The sequence below is a fragment of the Arthrobacter sp. JUb119 genome, from assembly GCF_024807995.1.
Taxonomy (GTDB): domain Bacteria; phylum Actinomycetota; class Actinomycetes; order Actinomycetales; family Micrococcaceae; genus Glutamicibacter.
In genome coordinates, this window is sequence record NZ_JANUFE010000003.1 from 58163 (window position 1) to 79464 (window position 21302).

A 21302-nucleotide genomic window follows, 5' to 3' on the forward strand; every position below is an offset into this window, starting at 1 on the left:
ATAGCTTGGATCACTTTGGTCAACGTACCCGGTAGTTTTCCCATAAGTTGGCCAAGGCCAGCTCCCTGGCGCCGGCCAAAGCGCCGCGTGCCGCGGCCTCGGTTCCCAAGGTGGAAAGCTGAACATGAACCGGTTTGGGCAGCAGGCTGTTCAGTTCGCTTTCCAGCGCCGAGCACAATTGCGGGGTGAGCCCCGGGCCGATCGCCACCACTCGCTGCGGATCAACGAAGCCGATCAGGTTGGCCAGGACGCGGCCGAACGGAGACAGGAAGGCTGGCCAGTTCCGTTCATCGGCCAGTTTTTCCCAGAGCACGCGGGTCTGGAACATCCCGGCCTCGCCGAGCGCATCGCGCAGGTTCGCGGTGCCTACCAGCTGGGTCTCCAGCTCGCCGGCGGTGCCGTGCTTGCCGCGGTGCAGCGCACCGTCGATGACCAGGCCTGCGCCCAGGCCGGAACCGATGTAGATCATCATCAAGGAACCGGCCAGCTCCCCGGCTTCTGCCAGGGCCATCCAATTCACGTCGTTATCCAGCAGCACCGGAACCCCGCCGGCGAACTGGCCGGCAAGGTTGGCCCCGGAGGAAGGGAAAATCGGGGTGGCCAGGACTCGCAGCCCGCCATCGCGCTGCACCGGGGCTGACTGGCTCACGGCCCCGGCCAGCAATGGGGAGCCGAGCTCAGCGGCCACGCGGGAGATCTCGCGGGCTCCCATTTGCTCTACCTGCGCGGCGGTGGTTTGCGCCGTCAGCGGGTAGAAGCGGTCCACCAGCGTCTTTCCGGCCAGGTCGGTGGCGCGGACCTGCAGGAATTCTGCCTGCAGGCACAGTGCCAGCAGGTGGCCGAAGCCGCTGTCCAGCGCATAGTGCTCGGGAACGCGGCCGCGCTTGGGCTCGTTGTCCCGCTCGATGGCCGAGGCCAGCCCGTTCTCCTGCAGGCGCGAGATCGCCTGCGATGCGGTAGGCTTGGAGATCCCCAGATCCGCAGCGATCTGGGTACGGGTCGCCGGGGCTTGGCAAAGGTAATCGAATACCCGGATGTCAGTCAGCGTTGCCAGGGCACGGGGCCCCGCAGTGGAATCAGTCACCCACCAATCCTACTGGCCTTCTGCCCTGATTTCAGGGCAGCAGAACTTGGCGCACCGACCGTCCCTCGGCTAGTGCATCCAGGGCGTCGTTGACCTCGGCCAGCGGCCTGGTTTCCACGAGTTTCTCCACAGGGAGCTTGCCGGAGCGCCAGAGCTGCTCGTAGTAGGGAATATCCTTCTTCGGCAGAGCAGAACCCATGTAGCTGCCGATGATCGTGCGTGCTCCTGCGGTCAGGCCCAGGGGCTCGATGCTACTCATCGCGCCCGGAGCCGGAAGCCCCACGGTCACCAGGGTTCCGCCCACGCCGGTGGCCTGCAAGGCGGTTTCGAAGGCACGCGGATGCCCCGCGGCCTCGATCACGATTTCGGCGGTGCGCTGCCCCAGGGCCTGCGGCGTGCAGGCTTCATCGGCGCCCAATGCCAGCGCGGTGGCCAGCTTGTCCTCATTGGCGTCAACGGCCAGGATCCTGCCGGTGCTCCTTTGCCCCGCGGCCACCAGCAAGGCGGCCATGCCTACCCCGCCCAGGCCGACGATGGCGACATCCTGGTCGCCGGTTGCCCCGGCGGCATTGCGCAGTGCACCGCCGCCGGTGAGCACCGCGCAGCCCAGCACCGCGGCCACTTCAGCAGGAACGTCCGCGCCCACCGGGATGAGGCTGCGCGCATCCATCACCGCATAGTCGGCAAAGGCCGAGACGCCGAGGTGGTGATGGACCGGCTGGCCATCGAGGGCCAACCGGCGAGCGCCGGTCAGCAGGGTCCCTGCTCAGTTGGACGCGGTGCCGGCGCTGCACGGCAGCTTGCCGCCCTTGGCGCACGCTTCGCAATGCTCGCAGCGGGGCAGGAAGACCGAGATCACCTGCTGGCCGATGTCCAGATCCACCCCATCACCCACCTGCTCGACGATGCCTGCTGACTCGTGGCCCAGCACCATCGGCAGCGGACGAGGCCGGTTCCCGTCGATCACCGACAAGTCCGAATGGCACAGTCCGGCCGCGGTGATGCGCACCAGCACTTCGCCGGGCCCGGGTTCTTCCAGTTGCAGCTGGCGCATCGCCAGCGGCCGGTGCTCGGCATAGGGCCGCTGGTTCTCCCGGCGCTCAAGCACCGCGGCATGGATCTGGCGCATACTCAGCCCGCGGTTGGCTGGTTGGCCTGGGCCGACTCCGGGTTCCACCCGCGCACGCCACCTTCTGGCAGCAGGTTCTTCACGATCAGCGAGCAGTCCTTGTCCCCCAGTCCCTGCTCGATCAGTTCGTCGAAGTGCTCGCGGGCCAAGCTGGCTGCCGGCAGCTGCACCCCGGTGCTTGCGCCCGCGTCCAGGGCCAGCCCGATGTCCTTGCGGGCCAAGTCGGTGCGGAAGGTGGCCTCGAAATTGTTGTTCGCCGCGGCGGTATCGATGATGCCCGGCACCGGGTACCAGGTCTGCTGCGCCCAGGAGCGTCCCGAGGAGACCGAGGCGATCTGCCAGAAGACTTCCGGGTCCAGGCCCAGGGCTTCGGCTAGCTGGGAGCCTTCGGCGCTGGCCATCAGGTCGATGAACAGCATCATGTTGTTGCAGATCTTGGCGGCAATGCCCATGGAGGGGCCCCCGGCGACGATGGTCTTCCCGCTCATCGGGGCGATGAATCCGGTGGCCCGCTCCATCAGTTCTGGTGCCCCGCCGAGCATGAAGGCCAGGGTCCCGGCCGCGGCTCCGGAGATGCCGCCGGAGACTGGGGCATCGACGAAGTGCAGTCCGCGCTGCGCGGAGCCCGCGTGGATGTAGCGGGAAGTTTCGATGTCCACCGTGGAGGAATCCAGCAGCAGCATGTCCTTGCTGGCGTTGGCCCAGATGCCGGCGTCGCCCTCATAGACCGCGCGCACGTGCGCTCCCTTGGGCAGCATGGTGAACACGGCGTCGGCCTGGTCCATGGCTTCGGCGATCGATCCGGCTATCTGGACTCCGCCGCCGGCCGCGGCGGCGCAGGCCTGCTCGTCCAGGTCGTAGCCGCGCACGGTGTGCCCTGCGGCCACCAGATTCGCGGTCATCGGTCCGCCCATGTTGCCCAGGCCAATCCATGCGTACGTGCTCATCTGCACACCCCTCGTCCTTGAGTATTGTCCTTGTCAGGCCAGCGTAGGGGGCGCGGCGTGCCAGACTCAATGCACTTGGGCACGCCAATTGCGCAGGCCTAGTGTGCGCTAGCGCACACGAGGCGTGGCAGACTGTGGACCATGGACCGTCAGATCGATTACCGCCATCTCGAATCCCTCATTGCCCTGCTGACCGTTGCACGCCTGGGCCGCTACACCGCCGCCGCGAATGTTCTCGGGGTGAACCACTCGACGATTTCCCGTCGCATCGACGCACTGCAAAAAGCCATGGGCGGCCACCTGCTCACGCGCTCTCCCAACGGCTGGGAACTGACGGATCTGGGGCGCCGGGCCATGTCAAGCGCGGAAGCCATCGAGCAGGCTGTGGAAGCCATCGGCTCCCAGAAGGAGACCGGTGCATTGGCCGGCCATGTGCGCGTCGCCGCTCCCGACGCCTTCAGCGCCCACCTGGCGGCTCCGGCCCTGGCAAAGCTCCAGCTAAAGCATCCGCAACTGGTCTTCGAGATCGTTTCGGAAACCACCCGTGCACGGCAGACGCGGACCGGCATGGATTTGGAGATTGTCATTGGCGAACCCAGCGTCCGCAAGGCGGCCTCCACGAAACTCCTGGATTACGAGCTGCGGCTCTACGCCACGGCCGAGTACCTGGAAGCCCACGGCACCCCGGCACAGGTTGCCGATCTGGCCGGGCATAGCCTGAACTACTACATCGACACCGCGCTGACGGTGGACAAGCTCGACGAGGCCACCGCCGCCTTGCCGCCGATGCACCGCGCGATTTCCTCCACCAGCATCGCGGTGCAATATGCGGCCACCATGAACCATGCAGGCATCGGCTTGCTCCCCACTTTCCTCTCGGAGCACTACCCGAATATGGTTCCGGTGCTCCATGACCAGTTCACCTACCAGTCCGAGTACTGGCTGGTGGGACGCGAAGAAGCCTTGCGCAGCCGCGCGGTCCAGGAAACGGTGCGTGCGCTCAATGATGCAGCCACCGCCGGAGACTGGTTCATCCCGCCATTCCCGGCGTACAACTTGTCCTCCGGCTAGGCGCCGTTCACCGTGGCCCGGCCGGTTCCCAGTCCACGATGGCCTGCAGCAGCTGCGCCACTGATCGGGCGCTGTCCAGCCGGAGCACCGGACGGGCTTCGTTCTCCAGCCACGCCTCATGGCGGGCGCGGCTGCGTCCGCTGAAGTCCGGGTCATCGTAGCCAGCTGCCCACGCCATGAATTGTTCCAGGGCTCCGAGTTCCAGGGATTGCCCGCTCAGGCGCTGCTTCTCGCGTTCTGCAAGACGGCGCAGGCGCACTTGGGGATCCAGCGCCAGGAAAACGAAGGCATCGCATTGCGACAGGACTTCTTCTCCCCATCCCTGCACTGATCCGGACAGTACCCAAGCCTTGCGCGGAACGAAGACCTGGTTCATGAGCATGGTTCGGGCAGCCGGCGCACGCTGCTCGCGGTATGGCGGATCGGTGGGAACCCAGAAGTAGTCGTCGCTATCGGCATGCGGCACGGACCAGGCATCGGCCACGGCGCGCGCGAGGGTCGTGGTGCCACTGCCGCTGGCACCGAAGATATGCAGCCTGCACCGCTTCATCCAGAGCCCCGGCGGCAACCTTGGCTACTTTTCATCATTCTTCCGGCTGCTCCGGCGCCGCCCGTATGAAGCGCAAGCGGCAATGAAGCCAACACCGAACAGGAACGCCAACAGGTACTCGATTCCCATCTGCCCATGCACCTCGCAATCGCATCATGCTGGGGGCAGTGATGTCCACTCAAACCCCATCCTTCTTGGCTGCCAGACTCGCAGATCGGCAACGGCGGCGCAAGCCGATGGCCCGCCCGCAGGTCGCTGAACACGCCCAAGACCAGCCCCGTCCGTGGAGCTGGTCTTCGGCGTCGTGCTGGATCTTGCGGCTTACTTCTGAATCTTCAGTTCGTCGCGGGCGGCCTTTTCGCCGTTCACTGCCAGCCGGTCCGCCTCGTCGATCTCACCGAGGTCCAGCCCCTTGGTTTCCTTCATGAAAAACACCGCCACCAGGGTGACCAGGGCGGCGAACACGATGTACCCGGCCACCGGAACCCAGGATCCGTAGACCTTGAGCAGGAAGGTTGCGATGATCGGGGCCATGGACCCGGCCACGATCGAGGTGACCTGGTAGCCCAGCGAGACGCCCGAGTAGCGCATGCGGGTCGGGAACATCTCGGCCATGATGGCCGGCTGCCCGGCGTACATCAACGCGTGCACACCCAAGCCCAGCACGATGGTGGCCAGGATGACCGCATCGTTGGCGGTATTGAACAGCGGGAAGGCCACCACGCCCCAGACGGCCATGAGCACCACGCCGGTGGCGTAGACCGGGCGGCGGCCGAGGGTGTCGGTGAAACGGCCGACGATCGGCACCAGGATCGCGTGGATCACGTGGGCAATGAGCATCAGGCCAAGGATCGTGGAGGTGTCCATGTCCAGCTGGGTGGCCATGTAGGTGATGGAGAAGGTCACCACCATGTAGTACATGATGTTCTCCCCGAAGCGCAGGCCCATGGCGGTGAACACCCCGCGCGGGTAGCGCTTGAAGACTTCGCCCACGCCGTAGCCGGCTGCCGCGTTCTGCTCCAGCTCAGCCTTGGCTTCCTTGAAGATCGGGGCATCGGAAACGCGGGTGCGGATGTAGTAGCCGACGACCACAATCACCACCGAGAGCCAGAAGCCGATGCGCCAGCCCCACGCCAGGAAGGCCGCTTCGCTCAGCGTTGCCGAGAGCACCAGCAGCACCACGGTGGCCAGCAGGTTGCCCACCGGCACTGCGGCCTGCGGCCAGGAGGACCAGAAGCCACGTTCCTTGTTCGGCGCGTGCTCGGCCACCAGCAGCACCGCGCCTCCCCATTCCCCGCCCACGGCGAAGCCCTGGGCGAAGCGCAGCACGATCAGCAGGATCGGTGCGGCATAGCCGATGGAGTCGAAGGTGGGCAGGCAGCCCATCAGGAAGGTGGTTGCGCCGACCAGCACGATCGCCACCTGCAGCAGGTGCTTGCGCCCGTACTTGTCGCCGAAGTGGCCGAAGACGATGCCTCCGATGGGGCGGGCAATGAAACCGACCGCGTAGGTCAGGAAGGCCTTGATGATGTTATCCAGATCGTTGCCGGTATCCGGGAAGAAGATCTTGTTGAAGACCAGGGTTGCCGCGGTCGCGTAGAGGAAGAATTCATACCATTCGACGACGGTGCCAGCCATGGAGGCTGCTACGACCCGGCGCAATCCCTTGCGCTCGGCCTTCGATGACGTTTCGCTTGCCACTGTGCGTTCCTTCCGCCCACGCCAGTCCCCCCTTTGGAACCGGCCTCATCAGCGAGTATGACCTAGATCACATCGCGAAAGATAGGCGAAACGAGGCATACTGGGAGGCGGATTCTGCACATTCAGCGTGCATTTTTGCACACGCAGCGGCGGCTGCATGAAAGGTCGAGGATGACGGCTTGGGAAAACCCCGTGCACCAGGTGGCGTTGCGAGGCGTGCGCATGGATGCGCAAACCCGTTGCGCCCACTACCACTCCTTGTTCGATGTGATCGCACTGAAGCACGACTGCTGCGCCACCTTCTACCCCTGCCACCTATGCCATGGCGAACTGGCCCATCACGAGGCAACGCCGTGGCCGGCGGACCGGTTCGATGAACCCGCCGTGCTTTGCGGGGTCTGCAGCACGCAGCTGAGCCCGGCGAAGTACCTCGATGCCACTTCCTGCCCGAACTGCCAGGCCCTGTTCAATCCTGGCTGCAAATTGCATCTGGACTTGTACTTCGAGATGAAGCCAGCCAGCTAGTCCCAGGGCAACTCGTTGTCTTGGGCAGGCTGCTGCGGGATCACCAGCACCGGACGATGCTGCTTGTGGGCCAGCGCCACGGCGATCGACCCGTCCATCAGCTGGGCCATCTTGCTGCGGATCCCCGGACGGCGGGTGCCGACGACGATCATCTGCGCATCGAGCTGCTCGGCTACCGCGGCCAGCACCTTGGCAGGGTCGCCGGCCACGGTATAGCTCTCGAGCTCGACACCGGTAATCACCGAGGTGATTTCCCAGGCGAGTTCCTCGGAGACCGGGCTGGCCGAAGCCAGCAGGTCGCCCTCGGACAGCTTGTCGGTAATCAGGCGCCCGGAATCAGCGTGGATGCACACCAATCGTGCATCCAGCCCGCGTGCCAGCGAACCGGCCGCAGCAAATACCGCCGGGGACATGCCCGATTCCACACCCATGACCATAGTGCTCATCAGCTCTACCCGCTTCCCTTATTGGCAGTTCCGGTCGAAGAAACTGCGGTTCACAAATCCTTGAGCTCCATGGCCTGGTCCGTCAGCCGATCAGCGGCAATTTCCCGACCAACCAGCCCGCGCAGGGTGTCATTGACATCCCAGATATTCACGTTGGCTGCCGCCGTGATCCTCTGGCCGTCCTGCCAGAACAGCAAGAACTCTCCACTCTCGATGCTTCCGCGGACCACCGAGGCGTCATCGGGAGAATTATGCCCGACGTATTCCATCCCCAGATCGAATTGGTCGGTGAAGAAATACGGGAGCCAGTCGTAGGATTCTTCCACGCCCATCAGCGTGGCCGCGGCGAGCTTGGCTTGGCGGATGGCATTGTCCCAGTGCTCAACGCGCAGCTGCCGCTGCAGCCTGGTATTGAAGGCCTGGGCGATATCCCCGACGGCCAGGATCTTGGAATTGCTGCTGCGCAGCGAAGCATCCACGACCACTCCCGAACCCACTTCCAGCCCGGCGGTCTGCGCCAGCTGCAAGTTGGGGCGGGCGCCAATGGCCAGCAGCACCACGTCGGCACGCGACGAGCCGGCGTCGGAGAGCACCTGCAGATGCCCGTCCACTTGCTCGATGCCCTGGGCTCGTGCGGTGCGCACATCCACGCCATGGCGTTGGTGCAGTTCCAGCAGGTAGTGCCCGAAGCGTTCGCCGAAAACCTTGGCCAACGGCACCTCGGACGGGGAATAAACGGTGACGCGCGCACCGCGTTGGCGGGCGGTGGCCGCCACTTCCATGCCAATCCAGCCCGAGCCGATGACCGCCACCTGCGCCCCCTCGGTCAGTTCTGCACGCAGCGACTTCGCATCGGCCACGGTGCGCAGCACGTGCACTCCGGGCAGGTCGTAGCCGGGCATCGGATTCTGCCCGCCCACGCTGGCCCGCGACCCGGTAGCCATGACCAGCTGGTCGTAGTCCACCGCGCTGCCATCGGCCAGCAGCACCTGCTGGCTGGCAGTTTCGATGCTGATCGCTGCGACCCCCAGGCGCAGGGCGACATCGTGGCGTTCATACCAGGGGCCGTCGTGGACCGTGAAGGAGGCAGGATCGTCCTTGCCTTGCAAGAACCCCTTGGACAGCGGCGGACGCTCATAGGGAAGCTCGGCTTCCTCGCTGATCAGCGTCAGCGCTCCCGCATAGCCGCGCTCTCGCAATTCGCTGGCAACAGTAGCGGCGGCCAGGCCGCCACCGGCAATGACGATCGATTCCATGCTGTCTCCAACTCCTCGAAGGCGGTATACCTCGATCGTGGCACGCGAGCATCGCGCTGGCAAGAGCCGGCGGAAGAACCGGGCATTACTAGGGGGATCCTGATAATTCCGGGCCATTGGGGCGCAACTGCCGCTGGCTGCCGGTAAGGTGCCAAGTACCTCGGAAAACCAGCTTAGGAGCCAGCCATGCACACGTCCCGCCATCAAAGCACCGAAGCCGCTGAAGTCCCGGGCCGCTACGTGCTCGTCTTCGACCAGCCAGCTGCCGGCGCCCCTGGCCTGGCCCAAGTCCAACGCGACACCGAACTGCCCCAGCTGCTGGCCGAGCAGGGCTACTCCACCAGCGAATACTTCCCGATGCTGGGCATCGCGGTGGTCTCCAGCGGCACCGAGCAGCTGGAGGACTTCCGCCAGCGCTGCGCCGGGCATCGGCTGCCGGCCTCCGTGGTGCCGGAACTGGTGTACCGGATCCTGCCCGATGCCGCCAAGGTCCCGGGCCAGTCCTCGTTCGCGGACACCGTGGAATTCACCTGGGGCCTGCAGGCGGTGGGCGCATCGCTGTCCAGCTACACGGGCAAGGGAATCAACGTGGCTGTGCTGGATACCGGCTTCGACAGCGCGCACCCGGATTTCGCCGGCCGCACCGTGGATGCCAAGTCCTTTGTCGATGGCGAGGACGCCAGCGACGGCCATGGGCATGGCACCCACTGCATCGGCACGGCCTGCGGTCCGCGCGACCCGCAGCAGGGACCGGGCTACGGGGTCGCCTCCGAGGCCAATATCTTTGCCGGAAAGGTGCTGGGCAGCAACGGATCGGGTTCCGACTCCACGATCCTGGCCGGAATCAACTGGGCATTGGAAAACAAGTGCGAGGTCATCTCGATGTCACTGGGCGCCGACGTGAAAACCGTGCACCCGCCCTATGTCACCGCGGGACGGCGCGCCCTGGAGCTGGGCTCGCTGATCGTGGCCGCCGCCGGCAACAACGCGCAGCGCTCCGCCGGGAATCCGGGATTCGTCGGCGCGCCAGCCAACAGCCCCTACATCATGGCGGTGGCTGCAGTGGATTCGGCCCTGGCCATTGCCGATTTCTCGGCGCAGGCGCTGGATGCCCAGGGCGGCGCAGTGGATATCGCCGGCCCCGGCGTGGACATCTATTCTGCCTGGCCGGGAGAAAAACGCTACAACACGATCAGCGGCACCTCCATGGCCACCCCGCATGTGGCTGGCGTGGCAGCGCTGCTGGCCGAATCCACCGGGCTGCGTGCCCAGGAGCTGTGGGACAAGCTTCTGTCCACCTCCCGCGATATCCCGTTGCCGGCCGAGGATGCCGGTGCCGGGCTGGCCCAAGCCCCCGCCAGCACGGAAGGCCAATAGGATGTGCGGCGACACAGTGCATATCTATGTGATCACCGTGGTGGCCACGGTGGCCCCCGAGTCCATCGTTGATGAGCTGCAAGCCCGCGGACTGCAGGTTAAGCAAGTGCTCGCTGCCCTGGGCCAGATTATTGGCGAGGGCAGCGAGCAGGTGGCCGCAGCGCTGCGGGAGCTCGACGCGGTCGAATCGGTGGATGCCGAGCAGCACTACCGGGCAATCGGCGAGGAGCGCTAGCTAGCTAGCGCAGGATCACCGTGCGGTTCCCGTAGAGGAAGACCCGGCCCTCGCAGTGCCAGCGCACCGCATTGGACAGCGCCTTGCACTCGGTGTCGCGGCCGGCGGCCACCAGGTCCTGCGGGCCAAAGGTATGATCCACCTCGACGACCTGCTGGGCGATGATCGGGCCCTCATCCAGCTCGGAGTTCACGTAGTGGGCGGTGGCGCCCACGGTCTTCACGCCGCGCTCCCAGGCCTGGTGGTATGGCTTGGCGCCCTTGAAAGAGGGCAGGAACGAGTGGTGGATGTTGATCGTCTTGCCGGTCAGCTCGCGCGAGAGCTCGTCGGAGAGCACCTGCATGTAGCGGGCCAGGACCACCAGCTCCGCTTCGTGCTTGGCGATCAGCGAGAGCAGCTCCGCCTCGGCCTGCGGCTTGGTCTCCTTGGAGATCGGCACATGGTAGTACGGGATGCCGTGCCACTCGACCAGCGACCGGCTGTCCGGGTGGTTGGAGACCACCGCGACGATCTCGATCGGCAATTCGCCGGTGCGGGCACGGAAGAGCAAGTCGTTGAGGCAGTGGTCGAACTTCGAGACCATGATCAGCACCTTGGTCTTCTGGCCGCGTTCGCGCAGCTGCCAGTCCATTTCGAACTGCTGGGCGAGCTCGGCGAATTCTGCACGCATCTGCTCCAGCAGGTCGGCCTGCCCCTCGCCGGCGAAGTCCACGCGCAGGTAGAGCCGGCCGGCGGCCATGTCGTCGAATTGCTTGAGCTCGACGATGGTGCGTTCGTGCTTCAGCAGGAATCCGGTGACCGCGTTGACGATCCCCATTCCCTCGGGGCATTGCAGGGTCAGCACGTGGCGGATTTGCTCGCTCATGATTGCTTCAGGTCCTTTCGGCTAGCGGGTTAAACAGCACTGTGCCAGAGCCGGTGTCCGAACGCCACGAACTGGCCGGATTGTTGCTGTGCATGCTTGTGCTTGCGTGTTTGCTGATACAGGCCAGTCCGGCCCCGCCCCGGCGTCGGGACGGGGCCGGATCAGCCGGTGCGGCTAGGCCACCGGTGGTACGGCGAACTCCGCCATGGCGTCGATCAGCCAGTGCACGGTGTGCTCGGTGAAGGAGGCGCGCGGGAAGATCCGCCAGCTGGTTTCGCCGGTGCGCCACAGCAGTACCGGGATGTTCGCCAGCGAGGTGGTGATCGCCTGGTTCACGCCGAAAGCGCGCGGGTGCAGGTCCGTCGGGCAGCTCTTGCGCAGCACCAGCGGCGCATCCGGGCCTTCCAGTTCCAGCACCGAGCGGTTGGCCGAGAGGTCGACCACCTGCCCGGGCTCATCGCCCAGGGCCGCGGCGAGCGCACCTGCCAGCTCGGTGTTCTCCGGGCTGGTGGCCAGGAACTCGTCCGGGCCCAGCCAGAGCACCGCGGTGCCCGACACGTCGCCGGCCACCTCGCCCACCGTGGCGGGCAGGCCCACGCCGGTGGCCGCAGACAGCGCCGTGTGGGCTGCCCCGCCCGGTGCGCTGCGCAGCGAGATCTGGGTGGTGAAGGCGATTTCGCGCAGGGACACGCGGCCGGCGACGCTGGCCGCCTGCATCTGGGCTGCCAGGTGCTGCGCCGGCGAGCGGCGCACGTCGGTGTCAATCAGGGTGTCGTTAGCCATCACGGCGGCTTCCTTCCGGGTCGAAGAGAACGAGTTCGGAGACCTGGACGTCGACCAGCTGGCCGCCGACCGGGGTCTTGAGCACTTCGCCGATGCGGTTGCGCCCATTCTTGATCAGCGCCAGGCCGAAGGTGCGCCCCAGGGCCGGCGAGTTGTACGAGCTGGTGACCCAGCCTTCCATCGGGGTGATGCCATCGGTGGCCAGCGCGTCGGCGGCAACCAGCGCGGCGCCTTCGGGCAGGCGCAGCGAGCTGTCCACCGGCAGCACCGAAACCAGGTGCTTGCGGTCCTCGCGCACGTTGTCGGCGCGGCTGTAGGAGCGCTTGCCGACGAAGTCCTTGAGCTTGGAGACCACCCATTCCATGCCGGCATCCTGCGGGGTCACCGTGCCGTCGGTGTCCTGCCCGACGATGATGAAGCCCTTCTCGGCGCGCAGCACGTGCATGGTTTCGGTGCCGTACGGGGTGATATTGAATTCCTCGCCGGCGGCGTACACGTCTTTCCAGACGCGCAGCCCGTGCCAAGCAGGGATGGCGATCTCGAAGGCCAGTTCGCCGGAGAAGGAGATGCGGCTGATCCGCGCCTCGATCCCGGAGTCCAGCACCACGTCCTTGAAGGCCATGAACTTGAAGCCCTCGTTGGACACGTCCACCGAGCTGGCCAGCTTCGCGATGACCTCGCGGGACTTCGGCCCGACCACCGCGACGGTGGCCAGCTGCTCGGTCACCGAGGTGCAGGTGACGTCCAGTTCAGGCCATTCGGTCTGCAGCCACTCCTCCAGCCAGTCCAGCACGTCGGCGGCGCCGCCGGTGGTGGTGTGCATCAGGAAGCGGTCCTCGGCCAGGCGCAGGGTCACGCCGTCGTCGAAGACCATGCCGTCGGCCTTGCACATCACGCCGTAGCGTCCCATGCCGACCTTCAGCTTGGTGTAGCCGTTGGTGTACATGCGGTTGAGGAACTCGGCCGCGTCCTTGCCGCGGATCTCGATCTTGCCAAGCGTGGTGGCATCGAGCATGCCCACCGAAGCGCGGACCGCGGCGGATTCGCGGTAGACGGCCTCGTCCATGGTTTCGCCCGGCTGCGGGTAGTACCAGGCGCGCTTCCACTGGCCGACGTCCTCGAATTCGGCACCGTGCTCCACATGCCAGGAGTGCATCGGGGTGATGCGTGCCGGATCCAGCAGCTGCCCGCGGGTGCGTCCGGCCAGGGCGGCGAAGGCCACCGGGGTGTACGGTGCGCGGAAGGTGGTGGTGCCGATCTGTGCCGGGTTCTCGATGCCCAGCACCGCGGCGATCACGCCGATCGCCGCGACGCCCGAGGTCTTGCCCTGGTCGTTGGCGGTGGAGATCGAGGTGTACCGCTTGATGTGCTCCACGGACTGCATGCCGGCGCCGGTGGCGCGCAGCACGTCGGCCACGGACTGGTCGCGCTGCAGGTCCACGAAGTGGGTCTTGTAGTTCGCCGCGTCATCGCCGTTCAGCGAGGGCACCAGCCAGACCGGGCGGGTTTCCCCGGCCGGAACGGCTACCGCCTGCGGTACTTCTGCGATGCGCTGGAAGCCGGCTGCGCTGGCTGCCGCGGCGCCGGTGGCGGCCCCGGTGCTCAGCGCGCTGGCGGTGTCGAAGCGGCCGGTGACCGCGCCGGCCAGGTGCTGGTTGGCCACCGCGGCGGCCGGGACGAACGCATGGATTGCGGTGTCCCAGTCCAGCTTGCCCTGGCGCTGGGAGTGCAGGTGCACCACCGGGTTGAAGCCGCCGCCCACGGCCAGCACGTCGGCCTCGAAGCGCTGCGGGGCACCCAGGTTGCGCTGCTCGTCCAGCTCGGCGACGGTCACTGCCGACAGCTCGCCGGAGGCGTCGGCCTCGGTGTCCACCACGACGGAGCCGGTCAGCACGGTGACCCCGGCGGCCACTGCTTCCGCGGCGGCCGCGGAGACGGTGGTGCGTGCGTCGATGACTGCAACCACCCCGCCGGTGGCTGCCAGCTCGGAGACCAGCGGGTAGACCGAGTCGTTGGTGGTCGCCACCACGATCTGCTGCCCGGCGCGCACGCCGTAGCGATTCAGGTAGCTGCGCACCGCGCCGGCAAGCATGATGCCCGGGCGGTCGTTGTTCTCGAAGACGATCGGGCGCTCGTGGGCGCCGGTGGCCAGCACGACCTGCTGGGCGCGGATGTGCCAGATGCGTTCGCGGGAAACGCCCGGCCCGGCCGGTCCGTCCAGGTGCACGGTGCGGCGCTGCGCGGCGATCAGGTAGTTCGCGTCGTAGGACCCGAAGACGGTGGTGCGCTGCAGGTGGGTGGTTTCCTCGGCCGCGGCCAGTTCGCCGGTGACCTGCTCGATCCACTGGCTGCTGTCCAGGCCGTCGATCTGCTCCCCGGCGGTGTCCAGCAAGGTGCCCCCGGCCTCGGCGCGCTCGTCGAGCAGCATCACCCGGGCCCCGGAGCGCGAGGCTTCGCGGGCCGCGGCCAGGCCGGCCGGACCGGCGCCGACCACCAGCACGTCGGTGTGCACGTGGATGTGGTCGTAGTAGGCGGGGTCCTCGTTCGGATCCAGCACGCCCAGGCCCGAAAGCAAGGTGGCGTCCAGCCCGTCGGTGACCGGGACGGTGGTGGCAGGCAGCATCGATTCGGTGATGTCCTGGCTGTGCCGGGCGCCGACGGTCACCAGCGCGTTGGGCTCTTCGACCCCGGCGGCGAAGATGCCGCGCGGGCGGGCCAGGTACAGCGAGTTGCCGCATGAACGCAGCCCGTCGGCCAGCATTGCGCTGGCCACGGTGTCGCCGCGGTAGGCGGAAAGCTGCTGCCCGTTCACTCTCAGGGCCAGTGCTTCCTCGCGGTTAATGCGGGCGCCGGCGCTCTGCGCGGCGGAAAGGCGCTGGGACTGGCTCATCGGGTGCCTCCTTCGGTGGCCTGGATTTCTGGACGTGCTTCGCCGGCACGGTAGACGGCTTTGAATTCATAGGTGACGGTGTCGCGCAGGGCGTTGAACCACTTGCGGCAGCCGCCGGAGTGGACCCAGCGTTCGGCGAAGATGCCCTTCTTGTTCTGCCGGTAGAACAGGTAGCGCGACCATTCCTTGTCGCTCAGGGCGCTCGGGTCCGCCGGGTAGGCCACGTGGGCTTCTCCCCCGTACTTGAATTCGTTCTCGTTGCGTGGCCCGCAGTTCGGGCAATCAATCAGCATCATGGCGGTTGCTCCTAGTGTGCGACGGCTGCTGCGCCGTGCTCGTCGATGAGGTGGCCGGTTTCGAAGCGCTCCAGGCTGAACGGCTTGTTCAGCTCATGCGGCTCGTCGTGGGCGATAGTGTGCGCCATGGTGAAGCCGGCGCCCGGGGTGCCCTTGAACCCGCCGGTGCCCCAGCCGCAGTTCACGTACAGGTTCTGGATCGGGGTCTTGGAGACGATCGGCGAGGCGTCCATGGTGGTGTCCACGATGCCGCCCCAGGTGCGCAGCACGTGCGCCCGGGCGAAGATCGGGAACAGCTCCACCGCCGCGGCCATCTGCTCCTCGATCACGTGGAACGCGCCGCGCTGGCCGTAGCCGTTGTAGCTGTCGATGCCCGCGCCCATGACCAGTTCGCCCTTGTGCGCCTGGGAGACGTAGACGTGGATGTGGTTGGACATGACCACGGTCGGGTGCACCGGCTCGAACAGCTCGGAGACCAGGGCCTGCAGCGGGTGGGACTGGATGGGCAGTTCGAAGCCGGCCATTTCGGCGAGCACCGAGGAGTGCCCGGCACCGGCCAGGGCCACCTTGCCGGCGTTGATGGTGCCGCGCGTGGTCTTCACGCCGGTGACTTTCTCGCCATCCTTGATGAAGCCGGTGACTTCGCAGTTCTGGATGATGTCGACGCCCATTTCGTTGGCCTTGCGGGCGAAGGCCCAGGCCACATGGTCGTGCTTGGCGATGCCGGCGCGCGGCTGCCAGGTGGCTCCCATGACCGGGTAGCGGATGTTGTCGCTCACGTTGATGATCGGGCAGGCTTCCTTGACCTGCGATGGGTCCAGCCATTCGGCGTCCACGCCGTTGAGCTTGTTGGCTTCCACGCGGCGCACCGATTCGCGCACATCCCCGAGGGTGTGGGCCAGGTTCATCACGCCGCGCTGGGAGAACAGGAAGTCGTATTCCAGGTCCTCGGGCAGCTGTTCCCACAGCTTCAGCGACTTCTCGTAGATGCCTGCCGACTCGTCCCAGAGGTAGTTGGAACGGATGATGGTGGTGTTGCGGGCCATGTTCCCGCCGGCCAGCCAGCCCTTTTCCAGCACGGCCACATTGGTGATGCCGTGGTTCTTGGCCAGGAAGTAGGCGGTGGCCAGGCCGTGCCCGCCGCCGCCGACGATGACTACGTCGTAGGACTTCTTCGGTTCCGGATTGTTCCAGAGGAATTCCGGGTGTTCTGGGAGCAAATCAGCCATGATTATTCCGCTACTTTCTTGAGATTTGGGTAGAGTGGGTGGGCTTCAGCCAACGCCAGCACACGATCCTTCAAGCCAGGCAACGCCGAAACATCGCCAGAGGCTCCGGCAATCAACGCCTGAGCAATAATCTCCGCAACCTCGGCGAATGCCTCTTCAGAGAAGCCGCGGGTCGCCAGTGCCGGGGTGCCGATGCGCAACCCTGAGGTCACCATTGGCGGGCGCGGATCAAACGGAACCGAATTGCGGTTCACCGTGATCTCCACCTGAGCCAAAAGATCCTCACCCTGCTGCCCATCCAACTCGCTATTACGCAAGTCAACGAGCACCATGTGAACATCCGTGCCACCAGTCAAAACGCTGATGCCCTTGGCCACAACATCTTCCTGGGTCAAGCGCTCAGCCAAGATGCGGGCACCAGCCAAGGTCCGCTCCTGGCGCTCCTTGAACTCCGGCGAAGCGGCAATCTTGAAAGCCACCGCCTTGCCAGCAATCACGTGCTCCAACGGACCACCCTGCTGGCCAGGGAACACCGCCGAGTTCAACTTCTTCGCAATCTCCGCATCATTCGAGAGAATAATGCCGCCACGAGGACCAGCAAGCGTCTTATGCGTCGTGGAAGTCACCACGTGAGCGTGCGGGACCGGCGAAGGATGCAACCCGGTTGCCACCAGGCCAGCGAAGTGCGCCATATCCACGAACAAGTACGCGCCGACCTTGTCCGCGATTTCGCGGAAACGCTGGAAATCCAGCTGGCGCGGGTACGCCGACCAGCCAGCAACAATCATCTTCGGCTGGTTCTCAATGGCAAGGCGCTCCACCTCGTCCATGTCCACCTCATAGGTTTCCTCGTCCACACCGTAAGGAACGATGTTGAACAAGCGGCCCGAGAAGTTCAGCTTCATGCCGTGGGTCAGGTGGCCACCGTGGTTCAGGTTCAGCCCCAGCACGGTATCGCCCGGGCGAACCAGCGCGTGGTACACCGACGCGTTGGCCTGCGCACCCGAGTGCGGCTGCACATTAGCGAACGTCGCCCCGAACAGGTCCTTGAGCCGCTCAATAGCCAGCGTCTCGATGACATCAACTTCCTCGCAACCGCCGTAATAGCGGCGGCCCGGGTAGCCCTCGGCATACTTGTTGGTCAGTACCGAACCCTGCGCCTGCATGATTGCCTGCGCAGTGTGGTTCTCCGAAGCGATCATTTCCAGGCCGCGCTGCTGGCGAGCCAGCTCAGCGTCAATACGCTGCGCGACTTCTGGGTCGAGATGTGCGAGGTCCGCGGTCAGGGATTCTGCCGCGAGAGTTGAAGCTTGTGCCATTGCCCATTCCTAAATGTATGAATTGCCGACAACTGATATATCAATCTGCGTTTCACTGTATGATGGAAGTCACAGCCCGGTCAATGGGTAATCCGAAATTACTTCACCGAGGAACAATCATGCAGAATAGACCACAGAAATCGGAGGCGAGATGACAACCACCACGCAGCTTCCCATGGGTGCCGAATCCATGGCTGAACGCGCCTACCAGGTTCTGCGGGACCGGCTCATCATGATGGACATTGCCCCTGGTGACCCGATCAACGAAGCCCAGCTGGTCACCGAACTTGGCGTAGGCCGCACACCGTTGCGCGAAGCGCTCAAGCGCCTGGAGGTCGACCACCTGGTGCATTCCTACCCGCGCCGCGGCACCTTCGCCACCCGGGTCGACATCACGGAGCTGGCCGATATCACCGAGGTCCGCCAAGTCCTTGAGCCCCTGGCCGCGGCGAAAGCGGCGGCCCTGCGCGGCGGCAGCGCGCGCGCCGGCATCGAGGCGACCCTTGAAGCGGTTAGCCGGCTCTCGGGCGAGAACCTTCGCCGCACGCTCATGGAGAATGACTTGGAGGTCCACCGGCTGATCTACCAGGCAGCCAGCAATCATCACCTGGAACAGACGCTGATCCGTCTGGACAATCTGGCCACCCGCATCTGGTGCATGGCCCTGGACCGCCTGCCGAGCATCGACGAGCACATCGCGGAGCACGTTTCACTGCTCCAGGCCATCCTCGACGGGCACGCGCAGCTGGCGCACAAATTGGCGCTGGAGCATATTGTCCATTTCGAGAAATCGGTGCGATCGGTCCTCTAGCCGGCCCCGAGCCGCTAGCCCCGTTGTGGCCGAGTGGATGGATCCACCACTTCCTCTGGTGCAAAGATAGTTATCCTCATCTCAAAAAGTCGAAGACATGTTCGAATAAGAGAAGTATAATTAGAACATGTCCGAAGCAAAGGCGCACGGCAACGGCCTCACCCCACCAGCACCCCCAGATGCCTTCGACCTGCATCTGGACCAGCTGAACGACGACCTCGTCCAGCTCGAAGAACACGGCACCAAAGCCGATTGCGCCCACGCCATCGAAGGCCTCGAAGCACTAGCCTCCTACATCCGCTACCGGCAGGCCTGCCTCTCCCACCAGATCGAGAAGAGCTTCGCGCGCGACCACGAGGAACGCGGCGTCCACCTCGATGACCAAACCCGCGGCGCCGCCGCCTGCGTCGCCTTGGCCCGCAAGCAATCTCCGCACGGCATGCGCAACTACCTGGTCAACTGCCGCATCCTCTTCGAAGACACACCTCACCTGGCCGCCGCCTGCTCCCGCGGAGAATTCACCGAAGCGCAAACCCAGGCCATCCTGACCCCGCTCCAGGACCTCAGAGCCCAGCGCCGCACCGAATTCGACCAGTACTTTGCCCAGAACCCCGACATGTTCGACTCCATGGGCACCCGCCAAATCACTCAAACCGTGCGCAAGTTCGTCCTTTCCTACACCTCGGATCAGGAATCCATCAAGCAGAAAACCGTCGAGGAAGACCGCCACCTCACCCTGGAAATCGACCAGAAGCGCGGCTGTATCAAGATCCGCGGCGAATACCCCTTGCTGCCCGGAATGTGCCTCAAGCGCTATCTGGACGAAGAATCCAAGACCCTGCGCAAGAAAGGCGACCCGCGCACCCGCACCCAGATCCGCGCCGATTTGCTGTTCAGCTACATGATGATCGGCGAGCCCTCCAAGATGCCCGTCGCCTTGAACGTCGGCGTGATCATGACCGACCGGGCCCTGTTCGCCGGGGAACGCGAACCAGCGCTATTGGAAGGCTACGGCTATATCCCTGCCCAGAGCGTGCGTGAATGGATCGGCGGGCACCAGATCCCCAACGACCTGAGCTTCGAGCAGATGGAAGCGAAAGTCACCCGCGAAAACATCGAGCAAATCGAAGTGCGCACCGAACTCGCCCGCTTCTACACCGCCCCCGGCGACCAGGAACTGGTCTCCATGGACTCCAAGGCACGGCTCTTCCCGGAGAAGCTCAAGAAGTTCATCGCCGTACGCGACCGGCACTGCCGCACCCCGTTCTGCGACGGCATCGTGGAGGAAATAGACCACGTCAAGCAATACGCCCGCGGCGGCAAGACCACGGTCCTCAACGGCGATGGCCGCTGCGCGGCCTGCAACAAGGCCAAGCAAGCCGCCGGCTGGTACGAATACACGGCCTACGGCAACGGGCACAGCATCACCATTTGCCCCGGCTCGGCCATGTCCTACGAATCCACCGCGCCACCGGCCACGGGATACGCGCACAAGCCGTTCCCGCAACTGATGCGCGACGGAACATGGCTGCAGAAACTCAAAGAACGGCTGAAGCATCCACCCGACCAGCCGGATCCATGAGCGGCGAGCTAAACCGATCATCCGCACCGCTCGCCGCTACTACGCAACCACGCATCACGCCGGCTCAACCCTGCTTGACGCGCTAATCCAAACCGCCTGGCATGCATCCGCCGCGCAACACTTCGAATTTCGTGCACCTCGCAAGCCGGCACCTCGTTACCGCATTGGCTTGGCACCTCCTCTTTTCCTCCCATTGAGCGGATGCCGAGCCAGCGAGAGCCGCCGGAGGAAATTTTCACCACGAAGCTTGACTGTGATGCAAGCCACTGCAATGATTCAGTGCAACAGTGTTGCGCATCTTGCAACCAGCCTCCGATACAGAATCTTTCCCGCCTGCGGCATCGCTTGCCCCAGGGGTTCAGGAGAATTCCATGCACTCAGTATTCATTGACGAACTCGATGCCCAGACCTACGCCGAGAACGTAGCGCGTACCGGATCCACCATCATCATCCCGGCCGGAGCGACCGAACAGCACGGACCGCACATGCCACTGGGCGTAGATGCCATGCTCTCGCGTTCCATCGCAGAAGCCGTCGCGCAGCGCACAGGTGCTTTGGTTGCGCCGGCGTTGAGCTACGGGTACAAATCCCAGCCCCGCTCCGGCGGCGGTAACCACCGCAAAGGCACAACCAGCCTCGGCGGCTCGTCGCTTAGCCTGATGGTTGAGGACGTAGTCGCCTCCTTCATCTCCCAGGGCTTCGATAATGTTGTCGTCCTCAACGGGCACTTCGAGAACTACCAGTTCATCTACGAGGGATTGGACAACGCAGTAGCCAAGTGCCGAGCCGCCGGCGCGGCGTCGCGCGCCATCCTGCTGTCCTACTGGGACTTTGTCGATGAGGAAACCTTAGCCAAGGTCTTCCCCGACGGCTTCCTCGGCTGGGACATTGAGCACGGAGGCATCCTCGAAACTTCCTTGATGCTCCTGCTCCACCCGCACCTGGTAAACATGGATCGGGTTGTCGACCACCCGCCAGCAAAGCTCACGCCCTATGACATCTTCCCGGAGGATCCTTCACGCACTCCGGACAGCGGTTGCCTCTCTTCTGCGAAGGGCGCCACGGCAGATCGCGGACAGCTGCTATTCGAGACCGTCACAAACCAAGTTGCCGACGCGCTCAAAGGCGAGCTGCTGCTGGGCAACATCAGCATCGAGGTGAAATAGCATGTCGGTGGATAGCTCGACATCCCAAGACAGGAAAAAG

At 65.1% G+C, this 21302-nt stretch carries 21 protein-coding genes; 7 read left to right on the forward strand and 14 right to left on the reverse strand.

All coding sequences use genetic code 11. The features are described 5' to 3' along the window. Positions 1-19: 19 nt before the first annotated feature. Genes M2368_RS09250 through mmsB form a run of 4 tightly spaced genes read right to left on the reverse strand, consistent with a single transcriptional unit; the run spans position 20 to position 3160 of the window. Complete coding sequence (locus M2368_RS09250; RefSeq protein ID WP_332499328.1) at positions 20-1084, reverse strand: ROK family transcriptional regulator; 1065 nt, start codon at positions 1082-1084, stop codon at positions 20-22. A gap of 31 nt (positions 1085-1115) precedes the next feature. Beyond that, entirely contained in the window at positions 1116-1820 is a 705-nt protein-coding gene (locus M2368_RS09255) for a zinc-binding dehydrogenase (protein ID WP_498724379.1), read from the reverse strand. A 30-nt stretch (positions 1821-1850) separates the two neighbouring features. After that, entirely contained in the window at positions 1851-2261 is a 411-nt protein-coding gene (locus M2368_RS09260; RefSeq protein ID WP_498724380.1) for an alcohol dehydrogenase catalytic domain-containing protein, read from the reverse strand. Continuing rightward, positions 2216-3160 carry a 3-hydroxyisobutyrate dehydrogenase gene (gene mmsB, locus M2368_RS09265; protein WP_483561846.1) on the reverse strand — a complete coding sequence of 315 codons (945 nt, stop codon included), beginning with the start codon at positions 3158-3160 and terminating at the stop codon, positions 2216-2218. Before mmsB ends, M2368_RS09260 begins: the two co-directional genes overlap by 46 nt. A gap of 141 nt (positions 3161-3301) precedes the next feature. Between mmsB and M2368_RS09270 the strand changes: the two genes are divergently transcribed. Continuing rightward, positions 3302-4231 (forward strand): LysR family transcriptional regulator, encoded by a 930-nt coding sequence (locus tag M2368_RS09270; protein ID WP_105658889.1) that lies wholly within the window; start codon positions 3302-3304, stop codon positions 4229-4231. Positions 4232-4238: 7 nt separating this feature from the next. On the opposite strand, the gene M2368_RS09275 is transcribed toward M2368_RS09270, so the two are convergent. Continuing rightward, entirely contained in the window at positions 4239-4781 is a 543-nt protein-coding gene (locus M2368_RS09275) for a P-loop NTPase family protein (RefSeq protein ID WP_483561844.1), read from the reverse strand. 321 nt (positions 4782-5102) lie between these two features. Next, positions 5103-6482, reverse strand: coding sequence for an MFS transporter (locus M2368_RS09280; RefSeq protein ID WP_498724381.1), 1380 nt, complete (start codon positions 6480-6482; stop codon positions 5103-5105). A 171-nt stretch (positions 6483-6653) separates the two neighbouring features. Here M2368_RS09280 and M2368_RS09285 point away from each other — a divergent pair, with 171 nt between their 5' ends. Then, positions 6654-7007 (forward strand): CHY zinc finger protein, encoded by a 354-nt coding sequence (locus M2368_RS09285; RefSeq protein ID WP_332488039.1) that lies wholly within the window; start codon positions 6654-6656, stop codon positions 7005-7007. On the opposite strand, the gene M2368_RS09290 is transcribed toward M2368_RS09285, so the two are convergent. Next, positions 7004-7453: a universal stress protein gene (locus M2368_RS09290; protein WP_332488041.1), complete on the reverse strand. Its 450-nt coding sequence runs from the start codon at positions 7451-7453 to the stop codon at positions 7004-7006. The two genes, M2368_RS09285 and M2368_RS09290, sit on opposite strands and share 4 nt — an antisense overlap. A 50-nt stretch (positions 7454-7503) precedes the next feature. Beyond that, on the reverse strand, positions 7504-8709 hold the full coding sequence (locus M2368_RS09295; protein WP_498724382.1) for an NAD(P)/FAD-dependent oxidoreductase: 1206 nt from the start codon (positions 8707-8709) through the stop codon (positions 7504-7506). A gap of 186 nt (positions 8710-8895) precedes the next feature. On the opposite strand from M2368_RS09295, the gene M2368_RS09300 reads away from it, so the two are divergent. Both M2368_RS09300 and M2368_RS09305 read left to right on the forward strand, forming a co-directional pair. Next, complete coding sequence (locus M2368_RS09300; protein WP_332488045.1) at positions 8896-10086, forward strand: S8 family serine peptidase; 1191 nt, start codon at positions 8896-8898, stop codon at positions 10084-10086. Position 10087: 1 nt separating this feature from the next. Then, the gene (locus M2368_RS09305; RefSeq protein WP_332488047.1) at positions 10088-10321 is read left to right on the forward strand and encodes a hypothetical protein; all 234 of its coding nucleotides are present in this window, start codon (positions 10088-10090) and stop codon (positions 10319-10321) included. Positions 10322-10325: 4 nt separating this feature from the next. Here M2368_RS09305 and purU read toward each other — a convergent pair whose 3' ends face one another. The 6 genes from purU to glyA all read right to left on the reverse strand — a co-directional run bounded on the left by purU (position 10326) and on the right by glyA (position 17703). After that, positions 10326-11186, reverse strand: coding sequence for a formyltetrahydrofolate deformylase (purU, locus tag M2368_RS09310; RefSeq protein WP_332488049.1), 861 nt, complete (start codon positions 11184-11186; stop codon positions 10326-10328). 174 nt (positions 11187-11360) lie between these two features. Continuing rightward, positions 11361-11969 (reverse strand): sarcosine oxidase subunit gamma, encoded by a 609-nt coding sequence (locus tag M2368_RS09315; RefSeq protein ID WP_498724383.1) that lies wholly within the window; start codon positions 11967-11969, stop codon positions 11361-11363. Further along, the gene (locus M2368_RS09320; RefSeq protein ID WP_498724384.1) at positions 11962-14859 is read right to left on the reverse strand and encodes a sarcosine oxidase subunit alpha family protein; all 2898 of its coding nucleotides are present in this window, start codon (positions 14857-14859) and stop codon (positions 11962-11964) included. Before M2368_RS09320 ends, M2368_RS09315 begins: the two co-directional genes overlap by 8 nt. Then, positions 14856-15155, reverse strand: a complete 300-nt coding sequence (locus M2368_RS09325) for a sarcosine oxidase subunit delta (protein ID WP_105658900.1) — start codon at positions 15153-15155, stop codon at positions 14856-14858. Before M2368_RS09325 ends, M2368_RS09320 begins: the two co-directional genes overlap by 4 nt. Before the next feature lie 11 nt (positions 15156-15166). Further along, a complete protein-coding gene (locus M2368_RS09330) occupies positions 15167-16384 on the reverse strand; it encodes a sarcosine oxidase subunit beta family protein (RefSeq protein ID WP_038991586.1) in 1218 nt (405 codons plus the stop codon). A gap of 2 nt (positions 16385-16386) precedes the next feature. Then, a complete protein-coding gene (glyA, locus tag M2368_RS09335) occupies positions 16387-17703 on the reverse strand; it encodes a serine hydroxymethyltransferase (protein ID WP_498724385.1) in 1317 nt (438 codons plus the stop codon). A gap of 151 nt (positions 17704-17854) precedes the next feature. Here glyA and M2368_RS09340 point away from each other — a divergent pair, with 151 nt between their 5' ends. The 3 genes from M2368_RS09340 to M2368_RS09350 all read left to right on the forward strand — a co-directional run bounded on the left by M2368_RS09340 (position 17855) and on the right by M2368_RS09350 (position 21262). Then, positions 17855-18514: a GntR family transcriptional regulator gene (locus M2368_RS09340; protein ID WP_105656368.1), complete on the forward strand. Its 660-nt coding sequence runs from the start codon at positions 17855-17857 to the stop codon at positions 18512-18514. 127 nt (positions 18515-18641) lie between these two features. Next, complete coding sequence (locus M2368_RS09345; protein WP_498724386.1) at positions 18642-20096, forward strand: HNH endonuclease; 1455 nt, start codon at positions 18642-18644, stop codon at positions 20094-20096. Positions 20097-20467: 371 nt separating this feature from the next. Then, on the forward strand, positions 20468-21262 hold the full coding sequence (locus M2368_RS09350) for a creatininase (protein ID WP_332487631.1): 795 nt from the start codon (positions 20468-20470) through the stop codon (positions 21260-21262). The last annotated feature ends 40 nt before the right edge of the window (positions 21263-21302 follow it).